This window comes from Rhizobium sp. NRK18 (genome assembly GCF_024385575.1).
Lineage (GTDB): Bacteria > Pseudomonadota > Alphaproteobacteria > Rhizobiales > Rhizobiaceae > JANFMV01.
In genome coordinates this window covers 578,566-603,110 of record NZ_JANFMV010000001.1, presented here as the reverse complement: position 1 = coordinate 603,110, position 24,545 = coordinate 578,566, and the positions used below count along the sequence as shown (strand labels likewise).

19 protein-coding genes and 2 pseudogenes are annotated in these 24,545 nt (G+C 61.8%); 15 read left to right on the top strand and 6 right to left on the bottom strand.

Translation table 11 applies throughout. The annotated features are described in order from the left end of the window. Window positions 1–10: 10 nt before the first annotated feature. Window positions 11–274 (top strand): DUF2312 domain-containing protein, encoded by a 264-nt coding sequence (locus NN662_RS02705; RefSeq protein ID WP_261928778.1) that lies wholly within the window; start codon window positions 11–13, stop codon window positions 272–274. Window positions 275–350: 76 nt separating this feature from the next. Here the strand turns inward: NN662_RS02705 and NN662_RS02700 are convergent, their stop codons facing one another. The 3 genes and pseudogenes from NN662_RS02700 to NN662_RS02695 form a co-directional block, all read right to left on the bottom strand. Further along, window positions 351–2,108, bottom strand: coding sequence for a DUF882 domain-containing protein (locus tag NN662_RS02700; RefSeq protein WP_261928777.1), 1,758 nt, complete (start codon window positions 2,106–2,108; stop codon window positions 351–353). Between the two features lie 246 nt (window positions 2,109–2,354). Next, window positions 2,355–2,558 (bottom strand): annotated as a pseudogene (locus tag NN662_RS21475) (helix-turn-helix domain-containing protein); the annotation flags it as partial. A 170-nt stretch (window positions 2,559–2,728) separates the two neighbouring features. Beyond that, window positions 2,729–3,914, bottom strand: a pseudogene (locus tag NN662_RS02695) (sigma-54-dependent transcriptional regulator); the annotation flags it as partial. 238 nt (window positions 3,915–4,152) lie between these two features. On the opposite strand from NN662_RS02695, the gene NN662_RS02690 reads away from it, so the two are divergent. From NN662_RS02690 to hemH, 9 genes are all read left to right on the top strand, one after another. After that, window positions 4,153–6,006: a M3 family oligoendopeptidase gene (locus NN662_RS02690; protein ID WP_261931843.1), complete on the top strand. Its 1,854-nt coding sequence runs from the start codon at window positions 4,153–4,155 to the stop codon at window positions 6,004–6,006. A 24-nt stretch (window positions 6,007–6,030) separates the two neighbouring features. Further along, window positions 6,031–7,185, top strand: a complete 1,155-nt coding sequence (locus NN662_RS02685; protein WP_261928775.1) for an aminodeoxychorismate synthase component I — start codon at window positions 6,031–6,033, stop codon at window positions 7,183–7,185. Continuing rightward, window positions 7,170–7,790 carry an aminotransferase class IV family protein gene (locus NN662_RS02680; protein WP_261928774.1) on the top strand — a complete coding sequence of 207 codons (621 nt, stop codon included), beginning with the start codon at window positions 7,170–7,172 and terminating at the stop codon, window positions 7,788–7,790. Before NN662_RS02685 ends, NN662_RS02680 begins: the two co-directional genes overlap by 16 nt. Before the next feature lie 39 nt (window positions 7,791–7,829). Beyond that, window positions 7,830–9,488: a YciI family protein gene (locus NN662_RS21465; protein ID WP_315972578.1), complete on the top strand. Its 1,659-nt coding sequence runs from the start codon at window positions 7,830–7,832 to the stop codon at window positions 9,486–9,488. Between the two features lie 99 nt (window positions 9,489–9,587). After that, window positions 9,588–10,520, top strand: coding sequence for a heme-dependent oxidative N-demethylase family protein (locus NN662_RS02670; protein WP_261928773.1), 933 nt, complete (start codon window positions 9,588–9,590; stop codon window positions 10,518–10,520). 79 nt (window positions 10,521–10,599) lie between these two features. Then, the gene (locus NN662_RS02665) at window positions 10,600–12,045 is read left to right on the top strand and encodes a homospermidine synthase (RefSeq protein ID WP_261928772.1); all 1,446 of its coding nucleotides are present in this window, start codon (window positions 10,600–10,602) and stop codon (window positions 12,043–12,045) included. Window positions 12,046–12,228: 183 nt separating this feature from the next. Then, window positions 12,229–12,597: an outer membrane lipoprotein Omp10 gene (omp10, locus tag NN662_RS02660; protein WP_261928771.1), complete on the top strand. Its 369-nt coding sequence runs from the start codon at window positions 12,229–12,231 to the stop codon at window positions 12,595–12,597. A gap of 226 nt (window positions 12,598–12,823) precedes the next feature. After that, window positions 12,824–14,830, top strand: a complete 2,007-nt coding sequence (locus tag NN662_RS02655) for a 5'-nucleotidase C-terminal domain-containing protein (RefSeq protein ID WP_261928770.1) — start codon at window positions 12,824–12,826, stop codon at window positions 14,828–14,830. A 117-nt stretch (window positions 14,831–14,947) separates the two neighbouring features. Beyond that, complete coding sequence (hemH, locus tag NN662_RS02650) at window positions 14,948–15,979, top strand: ferrochelatase (RefSeq protein WP_261928769.1); 1,032 nt, start codon at window positions 14,948–14,950, stop codon at window positions 15,977–15,979. A gap of 12 nt (window positions 15,980–15,991) precedes the next feature. Here the strand turns inward: hemH and NN662_RS02645 are convergent, their stop codons facing one another. Then, entirely contained in the window at window positions 15,992–16,762 is a 771-nt protein-coding gene (locus NN662_RS02645; protein ID WP_261928768.1) for an MBL fold metallo-hydrolase, read from the bottom strand. A gap of 88 nt (window positions 16,763–16,850) precedes the next feature. Here NN662_RS02645 and NN662_RS02640 point away from each other — a divergent pair, with 88 nt between their 5' ends. The 3 genes from NN662_RS02640 (at window position 16,851) to NN662_RS02630 (ending at window position 19,460) form a co-directional block, all read left to right on the top strand. Continuing rightward, window positions 16,851–17,804: a GlxA family transcriptional regulator gene (locus tag NN662_RS02640; RefSeq protein ID WP_261928767.1), complete on the top strand. Its 954-nt coding sequence runs from the start codon at window positions 16,851–16,853 to the stop codon at window positions 17,802–17,804. Window positions 17,805–17,978: 174 nt separating this feature from the next. Next, complete coding sequence (locus tag NN662_RS02635; protein ID WP_261928766.1) at window positions 17,979–18,995, top strand: SPFH domain-containing protein; 1,017 nt, start codon at window positions 17,979–17,981, stop codon at window positions 18,993–18,995. Window positions 18,996–18,998: 3 nt separating this feature from the next. Next, complete coding sequence (locus tag NN662_RS02630) at window positions 18,999–19,460, top strand: NfeD family protein (RefSeq protein ID WP_261928765.1); 462 nt, start codon at window positions 18,999–19,001, stop codon at window positions 19,458–19,460. Here NN662_RS02630 and NN662_RS02625 read toward each other — a convergent pair whose 3' ends face one another. Beyond that, window positions 19,461–20,456, bottom strand: a complete 996-nt coding sequence (locus tag NN662_RS02625) for an SIS domain-containing protein (protein ID WP_261928764.1) — start codon at window positions 20,454–20,456, stop codon at window positions 19,461–19,463. 144 nt (window positions 20,457–20,600) lie between these two features. Here NN662_RS02625 and NN662_RS02620 point away from each other — a divergent pair, with 144 nt between their 5' ends. Then, a complete protein-coding gene (locus NN662_RS02620; RefSeq protein WP_261928763.1) occupies window positions 20,601–22,121 on the top strand; it encodes an outer membrane beta-barrel protein in 1,521 nt (506 codons plus the stop codon). 57 nt (window positions 22,122–22,178) lie between these two features. Here NN662_RS02620 and galU read toward each other — a convergent pair whose 3' ends face one another. Next, on the bottom strand, window positions 22,179–23,060 hold the full coding sequence (gene galU, locus NN662_RS02615) for a UTP--glucose-1-phosphate uridylyltransferase GalU (protein WP_261928762.1): 882 nt from the start codon (window positions 23,058–23,060) through the stop codon (window positions 22,179–22,181). A 259-nt stretch (window positions 23,061–23,319) separates the two neighbouring features. Between galU and NN662_RS02610 the strand changes: the two genes are divergently transcribed. Further along, the gene (locus tag NN662_RS02610; RefSeq protein ID WP_261928761.1) at window positions 23,320–24,540 is read left to right on the top strand and encodes a lytic murein transglycosylase; all 1,221 of its coding nucleotides are present in this window, start codon (window positions 23,320–23,322) and stop codon (window positions 24,538–24,540) included. Window positions 24,541–24,545 lie beyond the last annotated feature (5 nt).

The following is a 24,545-nucleotide window of genomic DNA, read 5'->3' as shown; positions in this document are numbered from 1 at the left end:
GGAGTAAGACATGTCTGATGCTCACGGGCTCGCCCGCGACCAGCTCCGCGCCTTTGTCGAACGCATCGAGCGGCTGGAAGAAGAAAAGAAGACGATCGCCGACGACATCAAGGACGTCTATGGCGAAGCCAAGTCCATGGGCTACGACACCAAGGTGCTGCGCAAGGTCATCTCGATCCGCAAGCAGGACAAGGATGAGCGCCTGGAACAGGAAGCGATCCTCGACACCTATCTGCACGCTCTCGGCATGATCGAAGCGCCGCCGGAAGAATGATGCGGGTCTGAAGACGACAACAAAAAAGCCGCCCCAGGGGCGGCTTTTTTCATGACCTGCGACACGCTCGAATACGTCAGAGCAATTCGTCGGCGGATCCGCTGAAACGTCCGGCATCGATCGGCTGCGTCTGCGTCGAGAAACCGGTGCCGCGGGCAATGGCCGGGCTGCGGCGGATGGCGTCGCCGGCAAAGCGGGGGGCCTTGATCACGCCGGCTCCATCCGGAGCGACCGCATTGGCGACCGCCCAGTCGGACAGCATCTTCCTGGTCAGCTCGACGCGAACCTTGTCGTCGCCGACACGGGCAACGATCGCCTCGGCCGTGTCGGGGCGTGCGCCCTTGACCGGAAGTCCCTTGGCGAGACTGTTGTCGGCCGCTTCAGGAACATCGAACGCATCGCCGAGGCCGCTGTTCTGCTTTATCACCTGCTTGACGGGGTCAGGTGCGGCATAGGCCGTCATGATCGGCTTCTGCTCGAAGCCGCTCTTCAGGACGGCAGCCGTCAGGATCTGGTCGGCATGCTGGACATGGCCGGCCTCCTGCTGCTTCTTGCCCCAGGAGACAACCTCGTCTGCAGACAGTCCTGCGCTGCGCAATTCGGCAGGTGTCAGCGACGCAACCTGATAGGCGGGGCGTTCCTGCGGCGCCGGAGCATCGCCGAAGCGGCTCCACTGACCGTCATCGGCACTCGCCGTCATGTTGCCCTCATCGGCATCGCCTGGCAGGCCACGGGCCGCAAGCAGCGTCGGAATCGGAATGTCGTCATAGTCCGCAAGATCGGCATATTCCTCGCCCGCATCCGTCGGGTTCTCCGGCATGGCAGCAGCAAGCGCATCTTCCGCTTGATTGTGTGCCGGCGGCAGGAGCGCAGCCGCGACCGCAATGTTGGCAGGCGCATCCTTGAGCGAAGGCCTCAGGAGCGGCACGGGCGGCTCTATGCTGTCGACGCCCGGAAGCTCAACCGAAGCGACCTGGACGGGCGCCTGCTCGACAACCTGCGGCGCGGGAGCCGGAGCCGAGACCGTTGCAGGCGCATCACCCACGTCCTCGCCCTCATCCTCGTCACCGCCGCCGAACAAGGCTGCGAATAACGTCTTGCCTCTCGATTTTCCACCGCCCTTGTCGGCCACGAGAACGGTGTTGGAACTCAGCCGTTTCTTGTAATCCGCCATCGCCAGTTCATAGCCCGGCAGCGGCTTGCCATCGGCGGGAATATGCAGGGTGCGGCCATTCGGGAACAGCTTCACCAGCTCCTGGCGGGTCATGCGCGGCCAGGCGCGAACGCTGCCGACGTCCATATGCACGAAGGGCGAGCCCGAGCGCGGATAGTAACCGACGCCGCCGGCCTGCAGCTTCATGCCGATTTCGCGAATCTTGGCGAGCTGAACGCCGGGAATGAAGAAGTCAACGGCGGTGCCGAGCATGTGCTGGCTCTTCTTGGCGACGCCGCTGGAGCGCGACCGGAGCATGGCATTGGTGGCCGGGGAGCGGTAACCGGAAACGACGTTGATGTACCCGTTTGAACCACTCTCGCGATAGACCTGCCAGAGCACGTCGAACAGACGCGGGTTCATGTTGGTGGATTCGTTGCGCCGCCAGTCGCGCAGGATATGGTTCAGCTGTTTCAACCCCTTGGGATCGTAACGACCATTCCGCTTGTAGACGATGTTGGCTTTTTCGCCGGTGTGGATGAAGTAGATTTTCAGCGAGCGCGTTTCGGCGGCGGCGCTGTTGGCCGACGCGAGGAATACCGGCGCTGCTGCAAACATCAGCATGAGCCAGCACAGGACCTGCAGCATGACCTGCCGTAGCGGAAAGCCACGCGCGGGCACTTGCCTAGAGTCCGGCCGCCCGTGCAATGCGGGCAGCTTGTAGCCTGTCACAACCTGCAACTCGATCCCCGTCCGAGAGACAATTTCAATGCCGTCTCACATGAAGCTGAAATACGGTAACACAATGGCAATTTTGCCACGGATTACCACTTCTTCCTGACATAGTGAATAATCCACTAACAAGATTTAGGGACATATACACTATGTGGCTTGCTCGACGGTTAACGGGGAACGCTTAAATATTTCTCATGCAGCGTCTTTTTTGGGATCATCCGGATCGATGCCGTAATCCCTGAGCTTGCGGTAAAGCGTCGATCGACCGATGCCGAGCTTGCGGGCCACGCGGCTCATCTGGCCGCGATAGAACTTCAACGCGAAGCGTATCAACTCCTCCTCGACCTCGGCAAGCTTCTTGACGTCGCCGAGCGGGTCCGTGCTGACGATGACATTGTCCGGAAAATCGTCCGTGGCATCGCCTTTCGCAGCAGCGGGAATTTCCTCCGCGGGCGCTGAAGCCGGTGCGGCGGCGCTGAATTCGGGATAGACCGGCGGCGCGGAATAGCGCAGCTGCGGCTTGAAGCCGCCGGGCGGCACCGATACGCCCTCGTCGCTCAGCGCACCCGGAATTTCGGCGGCCACCTGCGGGAAATCATGCTCGGTCAGCTGGCCGTCCTTGGCAAGCACGACGGCGCGGAAAATCGCATTTTCCAGCTGGCGGATATTGCCCGGCCAGTCATAGGCCGTCAGCAGCGCCAGCGCACCGGATGTGACTTCCGGCACCGTGTCGAGCTTCTGCTCCTCGGCAAAGCGCTGCACGAAGACGCGGACGAGATGCGGAATGTCCTCCCGGCGGCGGCGCAGGGCCGGAATATGGATCGGGAAGACGTTGAGACGATAATAGAGGTCCTCGCGGAAGCGGCCGGCCTTGACCTCCTCGATCAGATCCTTGTTTGTCGCCGAGATCAGCCTGACATCGACGCGGCGCGGCTTGGTGGCACCGATCGTTTCCACCTCGCCCTGCTGGACGGCGCGCAGGAGCTTGACCTGGACCTCGAGCGGCAGGTCGCCGATCTCGTCGAGGAACAGCGTGCCGCCATCGGCCTCGACGAACTTGCCGCTATGACGCTCGGTCGCGCCGGTGAACGCGCCCTTCTCGTGTCCGAACAGAATGCTTTCGACGAGGTTGTGCGGAATCGCGCCGCAATTGACGGTGATGAACGGACGGTTGGCACGCGGGCCGGACGACTGAATGGCGCGGGCGACCAGCTCCTTGCCGACGCCGGATTCACCTTCGAGAACAACCGGAATGTTCGACTGGGCCGACCGTTCAGCCAGCTCCACCACGCGCAGCATGTCGGGGCTGGCGGAAACGATGTCCTCGAACGAGATGTGCCCGGTGCGCGGACGGCGTCCGGCGCGCGCGAAGGCTTCCCGCTGGTCGAGCTTCAAGGCGTTGGAGATCGCCGAAGCGATGCGTTCCGGCGAAACCGGCTTGACGACGAAATCGAAGGCGCCGGCCCGCATGGCCTGGACGACGGTCTCGATGCCGCCCTGTCCGGTCTGGACGATAACGGGAATTTCCGTGCCACGCTGACGCAGCGCCTCGAGGAATTCCAGACCGGTCATCTCCGGCATCATCAGGTCGAGCACGATGACGTTGACCTGGTATTCGCCACGGCGCAGGAATTCCAGCGCCTCGCGGCCGTTCTCGGCAAGATGCGCCACATATCCGTGTCGTTCGATCGCATTTTTAAGCAGACGACGCTGGATCGGATCATCTTCGGCGACGAGGACATGGGCGGACATATTGGTATCACTCCTGCAAATCGGCTTCGGACCTGAAACAGGCTCAGGGCTGGCGATGGCACTCTTCCATGAACGATTGAACATCCCGTTTTGAGAAATGGTCGCATTTTAGCGATTGCCGTTTCCGCACGAGACCATGTCTTCTTCCGGCCTTGCCCCGCCCGCCTGGCTTGACTACTTCTTGGGCTGACGATGACGGCAGCGCGCCGTCGGCATGAACATGAAGGACTTGAAGACGATGAAGAACATTCCGGCAGCCGCCCTATTTTCCCCTGTCCGCGCCGCGGACGAAGCGCGGGCGAATGTTGCCGGGCTCGGCGATCTGCCGGTCTGGAACCTGACCGATCTCTATCCGTCCGCCGACTCGCAGGAATTCAAGACGGCGTTGAAGGAAGCCGCCGAAAAGGCCGAGGCCTTCGAAGCGCGCTGGAAGGGCAGACTGGCCGAGGCAGCGACCCGCGCCGGCGATCAGGGCATCGGCCAGGCGCTGAAGGAATACGAGGTGCTGGACGACCTGCTCGGCCGCATCGCCTCTTTCGCGGGCCTCACCTATTTCGGCGATACGTCCAAGCCCGAAAACGGCAAGCTTTACGGCGACGTTCAGGCCAAACTGACCGATGTTTCGGCGCGTTTGCTGTTCTTCACGCTCGAAATGAACCGCATCGAAGACGCCGTCATCGACGGCTGCCTGGCAAACGATCCCGTCGCCGCTCACTACCAGTTCTGGATCGTCGATCTGCGCAAGGACAAGCCATATCAGCTCGACGACAAGCTGGAGCAGCTGTTCCTCGAAAAGTCGATGACCAGCGCCGCCGCGTTCAACCGCCTGTTCGACGAGACGATGGCCGAACTGCGCTTCGATATCGATGGCGAAAAGCTGCCGCTGGAGCCTGTCCTCAACATGTTGCAGGAGCCCGATGGCGACGTGCGGAAGAAGGCTGCGATGGCGCTCGCCGAGACCTTCAAGGAAAACCGCCGGCTGTTCGTCCAGATCACCAATACGCTCGCCAAGGACAAGGAAATCTCCGACCGCTGGCGCGGCTTTGAGGACATCGCCGACAGCCGGCATCTCGCAAACCGGGTCGAACGCGAGGTCGTCGATGCGCTCGCCGCCGCCGTCCGTGACGCTTATCCGCGCCTGTCCCATCGCTACTACAAGATGAAGGCGAAGTGGCTCGGAATGGAGCAGATGAACTTCTGGGACCGCAACGCGCCGCTGCCCGAAACTCCCAACGCGGTGATCCCGTGGAGCCAGGCGAAGGACACGGTGCTGTCGGCCTACGGCGCCTTCTCGCCCGACATGGCGGGCATTGCAAAGCGCTTCTTCGACGAACAGTGGATCGACGCACCGGCGCGCCCGGGCAAGGCGCCCGGCGCCTTCGCCCACCCGACGGTTCCCTCCGTCCACCCCTATGTGCTCGTCAACTACATGGGCAAGCCGCGCGATGTGATGACGCTTGCCCACGAACTCGGCCACGGCGTCCATCAGGTGCTCGCCGGTGCGCAGGGCGCGTTGATGTGCCAGACGCCGCTGACGCTCGCCGAGACCGCGTCCGTCTTCGGCGAGATGCTCACCTTCCGCGCCCTTCTCGCCAAGACGACCGACAAGCGCGAACGCAAGGCCATGCTCGCCCAGAAGGTCGAGGACATGATCAACACAGTCGTCCGCCAGATCGCCTTCTACGAATTCGAGCGCAAGGTGCACACCGCCCGCAAGGAGGGCGAATTAACGGCAGAGCAAATCGGCGATCTGTGGCTCTCCGTCCAGGGCGACAGCCTCGGCCCGTCGATCTCGATCACGGACGAATACCGGGATTACTGGATGTACATCCCGCACTTCATCCATTCGCCCTTCTACGTCTACGCCTACGCTTTCGGCGATTGCCTGGTGAACTCGCTCTATGCGGTCTACCAGAACGCCGAGGCCGGCTTCCAGGAGAAGTATTTCGCGATGCTGAAGGCCGGCGGCACCAAGCATCACAGCGAGCTCCTGAAGCCCTTCGGCCTCGATGCGTCGGATCCGGCCTTCTGGTCGAAGGGGCTGTCGATGATCGAAGGCCTGATCGACGAGCTGGAAGCCCTTGACGCATAGGCCGCCTTGCTGACCTGATACCGCATGCGTGAAGCCTTCGCCCTCTTCCGGGACGACACCACCCGGCAAAGCCTCGTCTTTGCCGGGCCGGAGGAAATCGTCTGCGTTCGGCGCAGGGCCGACATCCTGCCGGCGCTCGAACGGCTGGAAGAGGCGCGACGAGAGGGCAAGTGGCTGGCAGGCTACATGTCCTACGAGGCGGGCTACATCTTCGAAGACAAGCTCGCGCCGCTGATCGAGGACAATCGCGAGACGCCGCTTGTCAACTTCGGCATTTTCGATGCGCCACAGGCCGACGACCATCCGTTGGCCGAGACACGGCAGCGCCAGGAAAACGAGCCCTTCATCACCGAACCGGCGGCAGCCTGGGATTTGGAAGCCTACCGCCAGCGCTTCGACACGCTGCATGACCATCTGCGCAAGGGCGATTGCTACCAGGGCAACCTGACGATGCCGATTGTGGCACGCTGGAACGGCGATCCGCTCGCCGCATTCCATTCGCTGATCGAGCGGCAGCCGGTGAAATACGGAGCGTTGATTGATCTCGGCGGCCCGATCATCCTGTCGCGCTCGCCCGAGCTTTTCTTCCGCACCGATGACGAGGGCTGGATCGAGACCCATCCGATGAAGGGCACCGCCCGTAGAGGCGCAACCTCGAAGGAAGATGAAGAGATCATCGCGGCAATGAAGGCAGACGAAAAGTCCCAGGCGGAAAACCGCATGATCGTCGATCTCCTGCGCAACGATATCTCGCGCATCACCGAAGTCGGCACCTTGGACGTTCCGAAGCTCTTCGAGGTCGAGACGTATCCGACGCTCCACCAGATGGTCAGCCACGTGCAGGCGAAACTCATTCCGGAGACGACGCTGACGGACATCTTTGCCGCGCTCTTCCCCTGCGGCTCGGTGACGGGTGCGCCGAAGATGTGGGCGATGAAGATCCTGCACGAACTGGAGGCCGGCCCGCGCGACGTCTATTGTGGCGCCATCGGCTTCGTCTCGCCGTCCGGGGCCATGCGGTTTTCCGTGGCGATCCGGACGCTGACCCTGTTCGATGATGGCCGGGCCGTCTTCAATGTCGGCGGCGGCATCGTCTTCGATTCCAATGCCGAGGCCGAATACGACGAATGCCTGCTGAAGGCCCGCTTTGCCGTGGGGGACCAATGGATTTCTCGCTGATCGAGACGCTGCGCTGGGAGCCGGGGACAGGCTTCGTCCGCCTCCCGCTTCATCTCGAACGGCTGAAAGCCTCTGCTGAAGCGCTCGGCTTCCCGGGTGCAGAAGGTGCGGAACGCGCATTACTTGCTGCCGTATCGGGAGACGAGCCCCTTCGCGTCCGCCTCGAGCTTTTCCCGAATGGCGGGATAGACGTGATGACTGCGCCCCATGCAGCATTGCCGGCCGATACGGTCTGGACCGTAAAGATGGCGAGAACGCGTCTTCGCTCGGACGATACACTCCTCCGCCACAAGACTTCGAGACGCGATGTCTATGCCGCGGCCCGCGCGGAATATGCCCGCGACGAGGCAGACGAGGTTCTGCTGCTGAACGAAAAGGGCGAACTCTGTGAAGGGACGATCACCAACCTCTTCATAGGGGACGCGACGGGGCGATTGCTGACACCGCCGCTCTCGGCCGGACTGCTCGAAGGTGTGCTCAGAACCGAACTCATCCGGTCAGGGCAAGCTCGGGAGCAATGCCTGAGACCGGAAGACATTTGCGATCGAGAAGTCTTCATTGGCAATTCACTCCGCGGCCTTGTTCGCGCGCATTGGCGCAAGTGATACGTCTTGGCGGCGAGAGCCGATTCGAGGCTCAGTTGCATGGAAGCGATTGCGAAAGTCGGCGAGCAGATGAACCTTGAAAGTCCGGCCAAAGTCGAAGGCATGCAGGAGGCGTATTCCCGGCGCAGCGGATCACCTCTGACGGACGCCTTCTTCATTCTGGCGCTGACCGGCCTTTTCCTCCTCCCGGCGGCACTCAACGGTTTTCCCTTCGTCATGGAGGACTCGATTGCCTATTCCGGCGAAGGCACGAACTGGATGCGGCCCGCCTTCGCCGCGGTTCTGGCATCCCCGCTGTATCACCTGATCGGCTATTGGAGCCTGCCGGTTATCATGGCACTCCTGTCGGCCGTTGCCTGGGTCTCCTTCTGCTCGGAATTCAATTGTCGGCGCTGGTTGCCGCTGGCCGTTCCACTGGCAGTCCTCTCGCTGCAACCCGTCTACACCAGCGCGGTCCTGGTGGACGGGCTCTTTTTCCCCGCTATTGTCTTCATGATCCTGGCAATCAGGAGGAAGAACCTCGCATTCGCTCTTGTTGCCGGCTGCCTATTGTCCAGCCATGGCAGCGGCGTGCCACTCGCGGCCGTGCTGACACTCGTTGCAGCTCTATTGCTGAGAAGCCGCGCGGCCCTGATCTTTGGAGGCCTGACCGTTCTGGTCGCCCTCGGCGTCGGCATGGCGCTTCATGCAAAGTACGACAACGGCTTGCCAACCCTTGGCAAGACATTCCTCGCCGCAAGGCTGTTCTCTGTCGAACCGACACTTCTCGGCGACGAGTGCCGCAAAAGTGGAAACCAGAGCCTCTGCGAGGCCGAGGCAGAGTTGAAGATCATCAAGACGTTGCCCGGAAACAAGAACCGCCGCGACCTGTTCTGGGATGTGAAGAGCCGCATGGGCGAACGCTTCGATATGGTGGATTTCGAACGCAATCACGCCCTGCCGATCGTCTGGCACGGGCTGACCAGCCAACCAGTGAGATTTGCCGGTATCATTCTGCAGGATTGGCTGAGTTTCTATCTTCCCAGAACGCGGTTCGATTTTCGTGCCACGCTCGACGAACCCATGCCGACCGCCTATTACAAGTCTCTCCAGAGCAAGGGAATGATGCAGAGCAGCGCCGCACGAGATATCGCTACGGGCCTGCGTTACGCCTTCTATATCACCCTGGCCTTCGGGCTGTTCACCGCCCGCAAGATCCTATCCGGTAGCGAATGGCGCTGGAGTGCAACGATACTGCTACTTTGTCTCGCCAATGATCTGCTGTTCGCCATCGTCTCGGGGCCGCCCGACCGCTATCACCACCGCATACTGCCGGTGGCTGCTCTTGTCGCTCTTCTTGCCCTGGCCCGCGCACTGGAGGCAAGGCGCAAGGCTGAGAGCCATCTTAACCCAGGATCAGATGAGGTCCCCCCAATGATCATCGTTTCGCTCACCTATGTCATGCCCATCGAAGCCGTCGAGGCGCAATTGGAGGGCCACATTGCGTGGCTCAAGGAGGGATATGAGAGCGGCATGCTGATCGCCTCCGGCCGGAAGGTGCCGCGCACCGGCGGCGTGCTGCTGGCAAAGGGGGACCTCGACGACGTCAAGGCATTTTGCGCGCGTGATCCATTCGCGGTTCACGGGGTTGCCACATACGACTTTACGCAGGCTGCCATCTCCATGACCGCTCCCGGTCTGGAAGGCCTCAAAGACTGAGGCGGCCAAAAGATTGGGTCAAGAGATATCGCCTCGCTGATCTCGACAGCGGCAACGACAGCAGCATAGTCTGGGCTGAGTTCAATTGGACGTCTTCGCATGGTCACGACGATACAAGCACCCATCTACACCCGCGACACCGCCCTGCCGACGCCCTTCAGCATCGGCCTCAAGCCAATAGACTATGGCCACTGGATCGAACCCGACGTGGATCTCGGCTTCTATCTCGACGAAAAGGCCCGCCTGTGCCGCGAAAACCTGGACGAGGTGTTCCGGATGGAGAGCGGGACGGAAGAGGCGCAGGAAGAGGTGCTGACGCGGCTTGCCGATCATCTGGCGAGCGAGCACGGCGACCTTTACCGTCGCGAGGGCTCGATCTTCGAGATGGGCGGACATCGCGTCGACATCGCCGATACGTCGCGGCCCGCCTTGCTGCGTGCCGGCTCGCTCGTTCAGGACGATCTGGTCCTCATGCGGCGCAAGAAAACGGGCTGGCACATCGTTGCCGCCTATGTCGCGTTCCCATCGTCGTGGTCGCTCACGGAAAAATTCGGCCAGCCGATGGAAGGTGTCCACGCCAGCGTTCCGGGTTTCCAGGGCGGCACCCGCAACGCGCAGCTGGTCAACCGGATCTTCGACAATCTTCTCTTCGAAAAGCCGGTCGAACGACTGAACTGGTCGATCAAGGGCGACGGTGCCCTGCCGCAACCCGTCTCCAAACACACAGCCGGTGATCCCGCGGTGGCGGGAGCGGAAGCGATCAAAAACTTCATCCGCGCCGAACGCCAGACACTGAGCCGTCTGCCGGTCTCGGGCGACATTCTCTTCACGATCCGGGTCTTCGTCGATCCGCTGGCGGCGATCGCCGCAAGGCCCGACGCTTCCCAACAGCTTTCCAGCATGGCCAGGCTGCTCGAAGGCCTGAATGACGATCAGCTTGGTTACAAGGGGTTACGCACGCTGCGCGACCCGCTGGTGGCATTTCTCGGCGCCTTGGCCGCCGAAAAAGCGGCCGCGACGGAACAGGCGTGAGAGAACCGTCTTTATTATGTCAGAAGACTGTGATTAGAGCGGAACGAACAAGGGCGCTCATGCCCAGGAGAAAAGCATTATGACAGACCAGACCTACCCGGTTTACGCTGAAATCACCGGCCCGATCGTGATGATCGGTTTCGGCTCCATCGGTCGCGGCACGCTGCCGCTGATCTGGAGGCACTTCAGCTTCGACATGAACCGGTTCGTGGTCATCGATCCCCTGCCCGACGACACTGGCATCCTTGCCAAGTTCGGCGTCCGTCATATCCAGGAGCATGTCACCAAGGAGAACTACAAGGACCTCCTGAAGCCGCTGCTGACGGAAGGCGAAGGCCAGGGTTTCTGCGTCAATCTCTCCGTCGACACCTCCTCGCTCGACATCATGAAGCTCTGCCGCAAGCTCGACGTCCTTTACATCGACACGGTCGTGGAGCCGTGGCTCGGCTTCTACTTCGACAAGGGCATGAAGAACGCCGACCGCACCAACTACGCGCTGCGTGAAACCGTGCGCAAGGAAAAGGAAAAGCGCCCCGGTGGCACGACCGCCGTCTCCTGCTGCGGCGCAAATCCGGGCATGGTCTCCTGGTTCGTCAAGCAGGCGCTCGTCAACCTCGCCAACGATACCGGCCTGGAATTCGAGGAACCGAACCACGAGGATCGCGACGGCTGGGCGAAGCTGATGAAGAAGCTCGGCGTCAAGGGCGTGCACATCGCCGAACGCGACACCCAGCGCTCCGTCAATCCGAAGCCGCTCAACGTCTTCTGGAACACCTGGTCGGTCGAGGGCTTCATCTCCGAAGGCCTGCAGCCGTCCGAACTCGGCTGGGGCACGCACGAGAAGTGGATGCCGAAGAACGCCAAGAAGCACAAGAAGGGCAACAAGGCGGCGATCTACCTCGAGCAGCCGGGCGCCAATACCCGCGTTCGCACCTGGTGCCCGACACCCGGTCCGCAATACGGCTTCCTCGTCACCCACAACGAGTCCATCTCGATTGCCGACTACTTCACGGTCCGCGACAAGGACGGCGACGTGTCCTTCCGCCCGACCTGCCACTATGCCTACCATCCGGCCAACGACGCCGTTCTGTCGCTGCACGAGATGTTCGGCAATGGCGGCAACGCCCAGCCGGTGCTGCATGTTCTCGACGAGAACGAACTGGTCGACGGCGTCGACGAACTCGGCGTGCTGCTCTACGGCCACGAGAAGAATGCCTACTGGTACGGCTCGCGCCTGTCTCTGGAAGAAACCCGCCGCATCGCGCCCTATCAGAACGCCACCGGCCTGCAGGTGACCTCCGCGGTCCTCGCCGGCATGGTCTGGGCGCTGGAGAACCCGAAGGCCGGCATCGTCGAGGCCGACGAGATGGACTACAAGCGCTGCCTCGAAGTGCAGATGCCTTATCTCGGCCCCGTCGAGGGGCACTACACGGACTGGACGCCGCTCGAAGGCCGCCCCGGTCTCTTCCCCGAATCAATCGACGAAAGCGACCCCTGGCAGTTCCAGAACATCCTGGTCCGCTAGGCCGAACCGCCGCAATCAAGGGCCTCAAGCCAAAGCTTGAGGCCTTTTTGCAACGCTATCAATTGCTTGCCTCCGGATAACCACGGGTAACCTGCCCGGGGACCCTTGCTTTCGCCCCTTCGTCGCGGCAAGGTCTTGTCAAAGGCCCGAAAAAGGGCGGGACTCTGTTTCTGGAGAGACTTCATGAATTTCAAGATTGCCGGCACGGCCATCCTCTGCGCCACCGCGCTCACCGCCTGCCAGACCGGCGGCAGCTACTATCGCCCGCTGCCGGCGCAGCCCCGCGTGCAGACGATCGAAGGGACCTGGGCCGATTCCAACGGGCTGATCTCGACGTTCCAGGGCGGCTCGTTCGCCACCCGCACCACCGACACCAACCAGCTCCTGGCGTCGGGCACCTACGCGCAGATCAACGACAAGCTTATCGAGATCAACCTGACCTCGATGGTCCGCAACACGACCTCCAAGGTCAATTGCGCGCTGGTCACGCCGAGCCAGTTGAACTGCACCTCGGAATCCGGCGGCCAGTTCTCGCTGACGCGCCGCAGCTGACGGCCTGCCGCATACGGCAAATGACAGACCTGAAAACTCCCGCCCCGGCGGGAGTTTTTTTATGCCCAGGCGCTAGGTGCCGGCGATAAGCAAACCCGCAAAGTCATATTTTTTGACCGGAAGGAAAAAATCGGCTTGCTCATCATTAGAAGCGATGAATAATCGTCATAAAGGCTTGCGGATAGTCAGCCTATAAGGGCTTCGGCCGAAGAAAGAGGAGAGCCACATGTTTTCACGATTGAAACTGGGACTGTTCAGCGCCTCGCTGATCGCGCTGTCAAGCGGCAGCGCATTTGCCGACTTCGAACTCGACATCCTGCACATCAATGATTTTCACTCGCGCATTGAATCGATCAACAAGTACGATTCCACCTGCTCGGCCGAGGATGAGACCGCCGGCAAGTGCTTCGGCGGCGCCGCTCGCCTGCTGACGGCGATCAACCAGACGCGCGACACGTTGAAGGGCGAAGGCAAGAACGTCATCCTCCTCAATGCCGGCGACAACTTCCAGGGCTCCCTGTTCTTCACCACCTATCACGGCGCGGTCGAGGCCGAGTTTCTCAACCTGATGAAGTTCGACGCGATGACCGTCGGCAACCACGAATTCGACGAGAGCGAGGATTCGCTGAAGACCTTCCTCGACAAGGTCCAGTTCCCGGTTGTCACCGCCAATGTGAAGGCCAATGCCAACTCCACCATCAAGGACCGCATCGTACCCTCGCTGGTGCTGACCGTCGGTGGCGAAAAGGTCGGCATCGTCGGCGCCGTCACCAATGACACGCCGGAATTGTCTTCTCCCGGCCCCAATATCGACATCACCGTCGACAAGGACGCCATTACCGCCGAGGTTGAAAAGCTGAAGAGCGAAGGCGTCAACAAGATCATCGCCCTGACCCATGTCGGCTATCCCCGCGACCTGGCCGTCATCGCCAAGATCCCGGATGTCGACGTCGTCGTCGGCGGCCATTCGCACACACTCCTGTCGAACACCGACGAGAAGGCCGAAGGCCCCTATCCGACCTGGGTCGACAATCCCGGCGGCTACAAGGTGCCGGTCGTCCAGGCGGCGTCCTACAGCAAGTATCTCGGCAATCTCGACGTTGTCTTCGACGACAACGGCGTGGTGAAGTCCGCCAAGGGCGACCCGATCCTCATCGATGCGAGCTTCAAGCCGGATGAAGCCGTGCTGGCCCGCATCAAGGAACTGGCTGCCCCGATCGAGGAACTGCGCCAGAAGGTCATCGGCAGCAGCACCGCTCCGATCGAGGGATCGAGCAAGGTCTGCCGCGTCAGGGAATGCGCCATGGGCGACCTCGTCGCCGATGCCATGGTCGACCGCGTCAAGGATCAGGGCATGACCATCGCCATCCAGAACGGCGGCGGTCTCAGAGCCTCGATCGATGGCGGCGATGTGACGATGGGCGAAGTCCTGACGGTGCTGCCGTTCCAGAACACCCTTGCCACCATGCAGCTGAAAGGTGCCGACATCGTCACGGCGCTTGAAAACGGCCTGAGCCAGATCGAGGACGGTGCCGGCCGCTTCCCGCAGGTCTCCGGCTTGAAGTACAGTTTCGACCGCTCGAAGCCGGCCGGCAGCCGCGTTGTCTCGGTTGAGACGAAGGAGGGTGACGCCTATGTGCCGCTCGATCCCGAGAAGCTCTACGGCGTGACGACCAACAACTACATGCGCTCCGGCGGCGACGGCTACAAGATCTTCGCCACGGCCGGCCAGAACGCCTATGATTACGGCCCGGGCCTCGAGACCGTGGTTGCCGATTACATCGCCGCCCACAGCCCCTATCAGCCGATCGACAGCACCGACCGTATCACCGACGTGACCCCGGCCGACTATGTCGCACCGACAGCCGCACCGGCAACGGCAACCGCCGCCGAGGTGGTCAAGGAACAGAAGAAGACCGCCGAGGCAGCCCCCGCAAAGACCGAAATGCCGGCCAAGACGGACGCAGCGGCACCGGCTGAAACACCGGCCAAGGCCGAGACGACGGCACCGGCGGAAGCGCCTGCGAAACCTGAGGCGACGATGACGTCGGAAATGCCGGCAAAGACCGACATGTCGATGACCTATGTCGTCAAGAAGGGTGACTCCCTCTGGGCGATCGCCAAGGAACAGCTCGGTGACGGTGGCAAGTGGACGGCCATCGCCAAGGAAAACAAGCTGCGCCATCCGAACGTCATTTCGATCGGCAAGGAGCTGACGCTTCCGAAAATGTGATCGGATCGTCAAAGCCGATCGTAATCAGGACAGACAAATGTCCGGCCCGGGCTTTGCCGGGCCGGATTTTCTTTCTAAATAGCCGGCACATGACTTCGTCAAAGGACTGATATCGAAATGCTCACCGCACCCTCCGCGCTCCCCTCCGATCATCCACCGGTCAAGTTCGGCAAGGTCGGTGTCCTGCTCGTCAACCTGGGAACGCCGGACGGTACCGACTTCAAATCGATGCGCCGCTATCTGGAGGAATTTTTGACCGACCGGCGCGTCATCGAATGGTCGCGGCTGTTCTGGTACCCGATCCTCTACGGCATTGTCCTCAATCGCCGTCCGGGCAAGGTCGGCAAGGCCTATGAATCGATCTGGAACAAGGACCGCAACGAAAGCTACCTGCGCACCTACACGCGCAGCCAAGGCGAGAAGATGGCGACCGCGCTTGCCGACCTGCCGAACGTAACGGTGGACTGGGCCATGCGCTACGGCCAGCCGTCGATCGCCTCGAAGATCGATGCGCTGCAGCAGGCGGGCTGCGAGAAGATCCTGCTCTTCCCGCTCTATCCGCAATATGCCGCCTCGACGACCGCAACCGTCAATGACAAGGCCTTCGAGAAACTGCAGCAGATGCGCTGGCAGCCGGCGCTGCGCACCGTACCGGCCTATCATGACGATCCGGTCTATATCGAGGCGCTGGCCAATTCCGTCACCAGCCATCTGGCAAGCCTCGACTGGGAGCCGGAAAAGGTCATCACCTCGTTCCACGGCATTCCGCAGTCCTACTTCAAGAAGGGCGACCCCTATCACTGCCACTGCATGAAGACCGCCCGCCTGCTGCGCGAGAAGCTTGGCATGGGTGACCGGCTGATGATCACCTTCCAGTCCCGCTTCGGGCCGGAGGAATGGCTGCAGCCCTACACCGACAAGACGGTCGAGAAGCTCGCCCAGGAAGGCGTGAAGCGGATTGCGGTAATGAACCCCGGCTTCGTTTCCGACTGCCTGGAAACGCTTGAGGAAATCGCCGGAGAAGCCGGCCACATCTTCCTTGAGCACGGCGGCGAGAAGTTCACGCACATCCCCTGCCTCAACGACAGCGAGGACGGGATGCGCGTGCTCGAACATGTCGTCCGGCGGGAGCTGCAGGGCTGGGTCTGAGCCCCTCTCGTCTCAGGCGAGCGCCACCCGCTCGCCGCGTCCGATCGTCCGCAGCCGTTCGCTCATCCCGAAGGTCGTGAAAGCGTCGACCAGCACGTCTGCGCTTTCCGTGAAGTGTTCCCATCCCTCATTGTGAACCGGAATGATCAACGCATCCTTGAAGGCGTGCGCCGTGTCGAGGACATCGTTGACGGACATCGTCAGGTCGAAGGGGCCACGCGCCTGGGCCGCCCCGGTGAACGCGATGATGTGGCCGGGCGAAAAGCGGCGGGCGACCTCGGCCACACCCTCATAATAGACCGTGTCTCCGGTGACATAGACCGGCTCCATGCCGCCGGCCTCGATCATGAAACCGATGACGTCGCCGGCGATCGGCTCGATGCCCGCCGGTCCGTGGCGGCACGGCGTGGCGGTCACGCTGACGATGGTGCCATCGGGTGCCGTCAGCTCGACATGATCCCACACCGCGAGCCCTCTGACCGCGCCACCCAGCCGCCCGGCTCCCACCTCCGTGGTCAGCACCAGAGGCACGCTTTCGAGGAATTGACGGCCTGAATCGTCGAGATTGTCCTTGTGCTGGTCGTGGCTGAGCAGCACGGCGTCGATCGTGCCGAGCGAAGCCGGGTCGATCACCGGGTCGGAGGTTTTCCGCAGCGTGACGGCACCATGATATTCGCATCCGGCGTGGTCGAAGGTGGGATCGGTCAGAAACCGCAAGCCCTTGAACTCGATCAGAACCGTTGGTCCGTTGATCAGCGTGACGACGAAATTTTCATTTGGCATTTTTACCTCCTTTGATAATATAATGCCAAAATCCTACAATGCCGCCGTGAGTGCGCAATTGGCCAATTTGCCATTATTGGAGTGTTTAATGCCAAATTCGGCCGGCATCGCCATTCTGTTCCACAAGCATGCGGCGGTGAGCTACGCGCTGCTCTGTCAGTCGGTGTTCAAACTGGCCAACCGCATTTCCGGCGAGATTTTATTCGACGTCCGTTTGGTCGGTGCCAACAGACACCACAAATGGGAGAACGGACAGATCGACCTGCAGCCGATCGCAGACATGTCACCCGGCTCCTATCTCGTCATCCCGCCCATCGAAGATTTTTCCGAGGAGACCGCACTTCGCGACAAGGACCTCGCCATGATCCGCGCCGCCCATGGCGCAGGCACCGTCGTCGCGTCCGCCTGCCTCGGCGCCTTCCTGACGGCGGAGGCAGGCCTGCTCAAGGGCCGCGAAGCGACCACGCACTGGTCACGCATCGACTATGCGGCACGGCGCTTTCCCACGGTCCGCTGGAACGGCCGGGAAATGCTGATCGACCACGGCGACATCGTCACCGCCGGCGGCCTGCTTTCCGCCGTCGATCTATGTCTTCACATCGTCCGCAAGACCTGCGGCCGCGAATTTTCCCTGCAGCTCGGCCGGCATCTGCTGGCGGACACCATCCGGCAGAAGCAATCGCTCTATGCCGTCCATCTCACCGCGCCTCCGAAGGATGCCGGCAGGTTCGCAGCACTGGAGGCCGAGATCGAGCGGCGGCATCCGGACAGCCCCTCCGTCGCGGAGATGGCCGAGTTTTGCGGCATGAGCCTGCGCAGCTTTCATCGGCATTTCGAGGCGAATTACGGCGTCACCCCGGTCAAGTATCTGCAGTTGCGGAAGATCGAGAAGGCGAAAAGCCTGCTTGCCGAAAGCCACATGCCGCTCGAGACGATCGCCGGGGAAACGGGGTTTTCCGACATGGCCTTCTTCCGCTCCGTCTTCGCAAGGGAAACCGGATTGACGCCAGGCCAATTCCGTCGAAAGGCCAGCGCGGAATGAGGTGTCATCTCTCAAAGAAAAGGCTCAGATCGCAGGCCAATCAGGCATGCTGCGCAAGCGCCGAAGCGTCACAACCGGTTATGGCCCCTGCCGATTTCATCTTGTGTTCGCAGACAATCCATACCATTTGACATCTAGTTGAACTCTTTTACCTGGGGCTCAGGGGAGGTTGTCATGAGTTTTACCGGTTTCGACATCGTCGTTATCGCGCTTGTCGTGCTCGTCATTCTTGTTGTCTTCGCGGGCGTCAAGACGGTGCCGCAGGGCAACAAGTTCACGATCGAGCGGTTCGGGCGCTACACGCGCACCCTCGATCCCGGCCTGCATCTCATCGTGCCCTTCATCGACCGCATCGGCGCGCGCATGAACGTCATGGAGCAGGTGCTCGACGTCCCGACCCAGGAGGTCATCACCAAGGACAATGCCAGCGTCTCGGCGGACGCCGTCGCCTTCTACCAGATCCTGAATGCGGCCCAGGCCGCCTATCAGGTCGCCAATCTGGAGCTTGCTATCCTGAACCTGACAATGACCAACATCCGTTCGGTCATGGGCTCGATGGACCTCGACGAGCTGCTTTCGAACCGCGAGACGATCAACGATCGCCTGCTGCGCGTCGTCGACGAGGCCGCAAGCCCGTGGGGCATCAAGATCACCCGCGTCGAGATCAAGGACATCCAGCCGCCGACCGATCTCGTCAATGCCATGGGCCGGCAGATGAAGGCCGAGCGTGAAAAGCGCGCGCAGGTGCTGGAAGCCGAAGGCGCCCGCAACGCGCAGATCCTGCGCGCCGAAGGCGCCAAGCAGTCGGCGATCCTGCAGGCGGAAGGCCAGCGTGAAGCGGCCTACCGCGAGGCCGAAGCCCGCGAGCGTCTGGCGGAGGCCGAAGCCAAGGCCACCCGCATGGTCTCCGAGGCGATTGCCGCCGGCGACGTGCAGGCGATCAACTACTTCGTCGCCCAGAAATACACCGAGGCCATGCAGGCGATCGGTTCGGCCAACAATTCCAAGGTCGTGCTGATGCCGATGGAAGCCTCGGCGCTGATCGGCACGCTCGGCGGTATCGGCGCGATCGCAAGGGACGTCTTCGGCAACCCGCCGGCCTCGCAGCCGGCGCCCCCTGCCCCGCAGGCTCGTCCGGCCCGCACGGCACCGCCGGTCAATCCCTTCAACATGCCGCCGCGGGAGGAATAAGCCATGATCGTCGGTCTCGCGGTCTCATTCGGTCCGTGGAGCTGGTGGATTCTCGGCCTCATCCTGCTTGCCGCAGAACTGGCCATGCCGGGTTTCTTCCTGATTTGGATCGGCGCCGCAGCCATCGTCACCGGTGTTCTGTCGCTCGGTCTGTGGGACAATCCGATCTGGATGTGGCAAATCCAGCTGCTGGTCTTCGCCGCCTTGTCCATGGTCTCGATCATCCTTGGCCGGCGCCTGTTCTCGCGCACCAATCGGCCGACCGACGAACCCTTCCTGAACCAGCGCGGCGAAAGCCTCGTCGGACGGACGGCAACGCTCGCCGAGCCGATCGCAAACGGCCGCGGCCGCATCAGGCTGGATGATACCTACTGGTCGGTGATGGGGCCGGACCTGCCGTCGGGAACGACGGTCAGGGTCGTCTCCAGCCACGGCCGCGACCTCAAGGTCGAAGCCGCAGCCTGATCAGACGACTCCGATCCGGAAGAGATCGTGGAAGTGGACAATGCCTTCGGGCCGTCCCTCGTCGTCGATGACGATCAGGGCGGAAATCCCGAGTTGATTGAGAAGGGCCGTGGCGTTGGCAACCAGCGTCGCGGCCTTCACCGTTTTCGGCGTGCGGGTCATGATGTCGTCGACCATCAGCTCGGACAGATTGCGGTGCAGGTTGCGGGCCATGTCGCCCTCGGTCATGATGCCGCGAAGCTTGCCGTCCTCGCCGACCACGCCGACGCAACCGAAACGCTTCTTCGAAAGAGTCGAGACCGCTTCCGGCAAGGGCGTGCCCGCCGCAACCAGCGGCACCCGGTCACCGGTGTGCATGATGTCCCCGACATGCGTGAGGCTCGCACCCAGCTTGCCGCCCGGATGGAAGGTCTTGAAGTCCAGCGCGCTGAAGCCGCGTGCTTCCAGCAGGGCAATCGACAACGCGTCGCCGATCGCAAGCTGCAGCAGCGCCGAGGTCGTCGGCGCCAGACCGTGCGGGCAGGCTTCCTGCGCCTTCGGCAGGCAGATGACGATGTCGGCCGCACGCGCCAGCGCCGACGATGCGCCCGACGTAATGGCGATCAGCGGAATGGAGAAGCGCCGGGAATAGGCGACGATACCCTGCAGCTCGGCGGTTTCACCGCTCCAGGACAGCGCGATGATCACGTCGCTCGGCGTGATCATGCCGAGATCGCCGTGATTGGCTTCGACGGGATGCACGAAGAAGGACGGCGTACCGGTGGAGGCGAGCGTTGCGGCGATCTTGGTGCCGATATGGCCACTCTTGCCGATGCCGGTAATGATCACCCTGCCCGGCAGCTCTCCGATCAGCCGCACCGCCGACAGGAAGCTTTCGGCGAGGTCGCTTTCCAGCACGTCAATCAGTGCCGTCAGGCCATCGCGCTCGGTGGTCAGGGTCCGGATGGCGGACGCCAGCGCGTCGGCCTCTTCGATTTTCAAAGCCGTCTTGATCATGGCGACGAGCGTTAGCGCTTTCTGTGTCGGCTGTCCAATATCTAATACCGGCAGCAACGCGCACCTCACACTAAACTGAACATTAACCATATGGTTTTACGGTTTGCTAAGTGATTTTCGGGTTCGGGAAGCAATCAGACAGCCATGGCGAAGCATCGCAGCAAACCTGCCGGTCCGGTGGGATCGCAATCCGCACAGCTTTTCGCTGTAGCGGCCTTCTGCGCGCTGATTGCCGGCGGCTCCGGCGCCAATGCCCAGACGGTGACTGGGGATGGAACCAACGTCAACGGCGGGTCTCAAGCATCAGGTTCGACGCTTGCCTTCGGCGACGCCTCCGGCTCCACCACGACAGCGACGCCCGGAACGGACGCGGCCACCGCCGACGCCGCCACGGCAACCGCCGCGCCTGCTGCTTCTGCAGATGGCAGCGATGCCAATGATCCCACCCTGCTCGATACTGCTGAGCTTGAAGACCTCAAGCGACAGAACTTGCGCGAAGGCTCGGTCGACAACCTGAAGACGGCCAGCACGCCGAAAGAGGATGACGACGGAATTTCCCTCGGAACGATGCGATTGCGAACATCGCTGACCCAGTCTTACGGCTACGAGCAGCAAAAGACCGATGCCGAGGTTCACAAGCGCCACTATCTCGAAACGGAAATGAAAGGCACGCTCACGTCGGACTGGTCACGCCATCAGTTGACCATCAGCGGCGACGGTGTCTGGCAGAAGAATCTCAGCGGCGACCTGGAAGAAAGCCCCTCCGCATCTCTGGACGCAGAGCTGCGCCTCGACTTGTCCAACGACACAACGTTGAACCTGAAGGCCGGCTACGATTTCTCGCGGGAAGACACGAACGACCCGAACGCGATCGACGGTGCATCCGCACAGTCCGGCGTCCACACATTCTCCACGGGAATCAGCGCCAGCCGCAATCTCGGCGTTCTGCGGGGCACGGCGGCGATAGACCTGTCGCGCACCATCTATACCGCCGCCAAGCTCTCCGACGGCACATCTCTGTCGCAAAGCGACCGTGATGCCAATACGGTGACGGGAACCGCGCGGCTCGGCTATGAATTGTCGCCGGCGTTGATCCCCTTCATCGAGGCATCCGTGGGCCGGACCATCTACGACCAGACCACGGATTCGAGCGGCTACAAGCGTTCCTACAATTCCTACAGCGCCATGGCCGGCGTCGCGTTCGACGGTGGTGAAAAGCTGAGCGGGGAACTGGCCGCAGGCTACGAACTGAGCGACTTCGACGACGGACGGCTGCAGACCATCGGCGGATTGAAAGTTGAAGGCAACCTTCTCTGGTCGCCCTTGCGCGGCACGACGGTTTCGACAACGCTGTCGACAAAGGTCGAACCGTCCACGACCGGCGGTGAAAGCGGGTCGACGATCTATGCGATGAATTCGACGCTCAACAGGCAGGTTCGCGACGATCTGGTCGCCAGATTGACCGGTTCGACGAGCTATCGCACCTACCCGTCCGAAAGCACGGCCGCAAATCAGATGGTCTGGTCCGTCGGTGGCGGTCTGACGTGGACGATCAATCGCTACCTTGAGCTCGCCGGAGACGTCACCTACCAGTATACGGACAGGGAAACGGGCGCAGATACCGAAGATCTGATCGCCAAGATCGGCCTGACATTGAAGCGCTGAACGAAAAGGCCGCGCGAAAACCTCCGCGCGGCCGCGATTCCTTGAAAGGCGTGCAGCCTAGAGCTTGGCCGCCAACGCCTTGAACTTCTCGGCAACCGACGGACGGATATCATCGCGTTGCAGCGCGAAGGCGACGTTGGCCAGGATGAACCCGTCCTTGGCGCCGCAGTCATAGGTCTCGCCCTTGAAGTGGTAGGCCGCGAAATCCTGCTCGTTGGCAAGCTTCAGCATCGCATCGGTCAGCTGGATTTCGTTGCCGGCGCCCGGCTCCTGCCGCTCAAGGATTTCGAAGATCTCCGGCTGCAGGATGTAGCGGCCGTTGATGAACAGGTTGGACGGGGCCTCGCCGCGCGGCGGCTTTTCCACCATCTCGGTGATGCGAAAACCCTCGCCGACCGGCTCGCCGATGCCGACAATGCCGTATTTGTAGGTGAGTTCCGGATCGCATTCCTCGACCGAGATGACGTTGCCGCCTGCGTGATCGTAGAGATCGACCATGCCCTTCAGGCATGGCGTCTCGTGCTTCATCACCATGTCGGGAAGAAGCAGGGCGAAGGGTTCGTTGCCGACGATATCACGGGCGCACCAGACGGCGTGGCCGAGGCCGAGCGGCTCCTGCTGGCGGGTAAAGCTCGTCGTGCCCGCCATCGGACGGAGGTCGGAGAGAAGCGAAAGCTCGGTGCGCTTGCCGCGATCGCGCAGCAGCTGTTCCAGTTCGAACTGGATATCGAAGTAGTCCTCGATCACCGCCTTGTTGCGGCCCGTCACGAAAACGAAATGCTCGATGCCCGCCTCGACCGCCTCGTCCACGACATACTGGATGACCGGCTTGTCGACGACCGTCAGCATCTCCTTCGGCACGGTCTTCGTCGCCGGAAGGAAGCGCGTGCCGAGACCGGCAACGGGCAGAATGGCTTTGCGAACTTTCTTGATGGTCACGCGGTCCTCCTGGTTGAAATCGGGCGTGATAGAGGGATATGGCACTGCTGAACAAGGAATAAAGGTTTTTCCGGGGCGTTTTACAAAGCCGGGCCCGCAAAAGATAGCCCGCGCGCAGTCAACCGCAACATTATGGTGATGACTTCCTAGCATTCGTGGTAAACATTTTGTTGACCATGTTTCGGTATGTTTTCGTGTCAGGTCAAACAATGGCCGCAAACCACCCCCGATTTTTTATCCAGACCGGCGGGAGACCCGAATGAGCCTCGTGAACACAATTCTGAAAAAAGCCGCAGTTGCGCTGATCGTCGGCGCCACCTCGCTGAGTTTTGCCGGCGCAGCCCGTGCAGACGCGAAATTCCAGCGCTGGATCAACGGATTTTATGAAACAGCCGCCAAGAACGGCATTTCGAAGAAGACATACCAACGCGCCTTTGCCGGCGTGACGGATCCTGATCCGGTGGTCCTTCAAAAGGCGAACTATCAGCCCGAATTTACCTCGGAAGTGTGGGATTACGTCGATTCCCACGTCAATCCCTATACCGTGCGCATCGGCCGCGAGATGGCGGTCAAATATTCATCGACGCTGGCGAAGCTTGAAAAGCGCTTCGGCATCGAGCGCCAGGTGCTTCTGGCCATCTGGTCGATGGAAAGCAGCTATGGCGCAGTGCTGGAGAATTCCGATCGGCTGCACTATGTCCCGAGGGCACTCGCAACGCTGGCCTATGCGGATCCGAAGCGCTCGAAATACGCCAGGACCCAGCTGATCGCAGCGCTGAAGATCCTGCAGAACGGCGACGTATCGGCGAAGGGCCTGACGGGCTCCTGGGCCGGCGCCATGGGACACACCCAGTTCATTCCGACCAGCTACCTCCTCTATGCGGTCGATGAAGACGGTAACGGCCATCGTGACATCTGGAATTCCATTCCCGATGCGCTCGCCACGTCGGCCAACCTTCTCTCCAAGAACGGCTGGGAAAGCCACCGCACCTGGGGTTATGAGGTCGCCGTTCCGCGCAGCGCCTCGAAGTACGAGGGCCAGACCAAGACGCTTTCCCAATGGGCAGCCCTCGGCCTCAGCCGTCCGAACGGCAAGGGCTTCGGCTTCGCCGACGACCGCGCCGTGCTGAAAATGCCCGCAGGTTCCAACGGACCGGGCTTCCTGATGGTGCGCAATTTCTTTGTCATCAAGAAATACAATTCCGCCGACAAATACGCCCTTGCAGTCGGCCTGCTGGCCGACGAGATCGCCGGCTATGGCGGCATGCAGCAGCGCTGGCCGCGCCCGGCGGGAACGCTGGACGTGAAGCAGAAGTTCGAGCTGCAGACCCGCATGAAGGAACTCGGCTATTACGACGGCGAGGTCGACGGCAATATCGGCTCCGGCTCCCGCGCCGCAATCGCCGCCATCCAGAACCGCCTCGGCCTGACTGCCGATGGCGAGCCCAGCGAACGGCTGCTGAATGCCCTGCGCCGCTAGGCATC

Bases quoted from the DNA above. Each gene is read 5' to 3' on its own strand.
- NN662_RS02705 (WP_261928778.1), top strand. From the start codon at position 11: ATGTCTGATGCTCACGGGCTCGCCCGCGACCAGCTCCGCGCCTTTGTC.
- NN662_RS02690 (WP_261931843.1), top strand. From the start codon at position 4,153: ATGAAGAACATTCCGGCAGCCGCCCTATTTTCCCCTGTCCGCGCCGCG.
- NN662_RS02685 (WP_261928775.1), top strand. From the start codon at position 6,031: ATGCGTGAAGCCTTCGCCCTCTTCCGGGACGACACCACCCGGCAAAGC.
- NN662_RS02680 (WP_261928774.1), top strand. From the start codon at position 7,170: ATGGATTTCTCGCTGATCGAGACGCTGCGCTGGGAGCCGGGGACAGGC.
- NN662_RS21465 (WP_315972578.1), top strand. From the start codon at position 7,830: ATGGAAGCGATTGCGAAAGTCGGCGAGCAGATGAACCTTGAAAGTCCG.
- NN662_RS02670 (WP_261928773.1), top strand. From the start codon at position 9,588: ATGGTCACGACGATACAAGCACCCATCTACACCCGCGACACCGCCCTG.
- NN662_RS02665 (WP_261928772.1), top strand. From the start codon at position 10,600: ATGACAGACCAGACCTACCCGGTTTACGCTGAAATCACCGGCCCGATC.
- omp10 (WP_261928771.1), top strand. From the start codon at position 12,229: ATGAATTTCAAGATTGCCGGCACGGCCATCCTCTGCGCCACCGCGCTC.
- NN662_RS02655 (WP_261928770.1), top strand. From the start codon at position 12,824: ATGTTTTCACGATTGAAACTGGGACTGTTCAGCGCCTCGCTGATCGCG.
- hemH (WP_261928769.1), top strand. From the start codon at position 14,948: ATGCTCACCGCACCCTCCGCGCTCCCCTCCGATCATCCACCGGTCAAG.
- NN662_RS02645 (WP_261928768.1), bottom strand. From the start codon at position 16,762: ATGCCAAATGAAAATTTCGTCGTCACGCTGATCAACGGACCAACGGTT.
- NN662_RS02640 (WP_261928767.1), top strand. From the start codon at position 16,851: ATGCCAAATTCGGCCGGCATCGCCATTCTGTTCCACAAGCATGCGGCG.
- NN662_RS02635 (WP_261928766.1), top strand. From the start codon at position 17,979: ATGAGTTTTACCGGTTTCGACATCGTCGTTATCGCGCTTGTCGTGCTC.
- NN662_RS02630 (WP_261928765.1), top strand. From the start codon at position 18,999: ATGATCGTCGGTCTCGCGGTCTCATTCGGTCCGTGGAGCTGGTGGATT.
- NN662_RS02625 (WP_261928764.1), bottom strand. From the start codon at position 20,456: ATGATCAAGACGGCTTTGAAAATCGAAGAGGCCGACGCGCTGGCGTCC.
- NN662_RS02620 (WP_261928763.1), top strand. From the start codon at position 20,601: ATGGCGAAGCATCGCAGCAAACCTGCCGGTCCGGTGGGATCGCAATCC.
- NN662_RS02610 (WP_261928761.1), top strand. From the start codon at position 23,320: ATGAGCCTCGTGAACACAATTCTGAAAAAAGCCGCAGTTGCGCTGATC.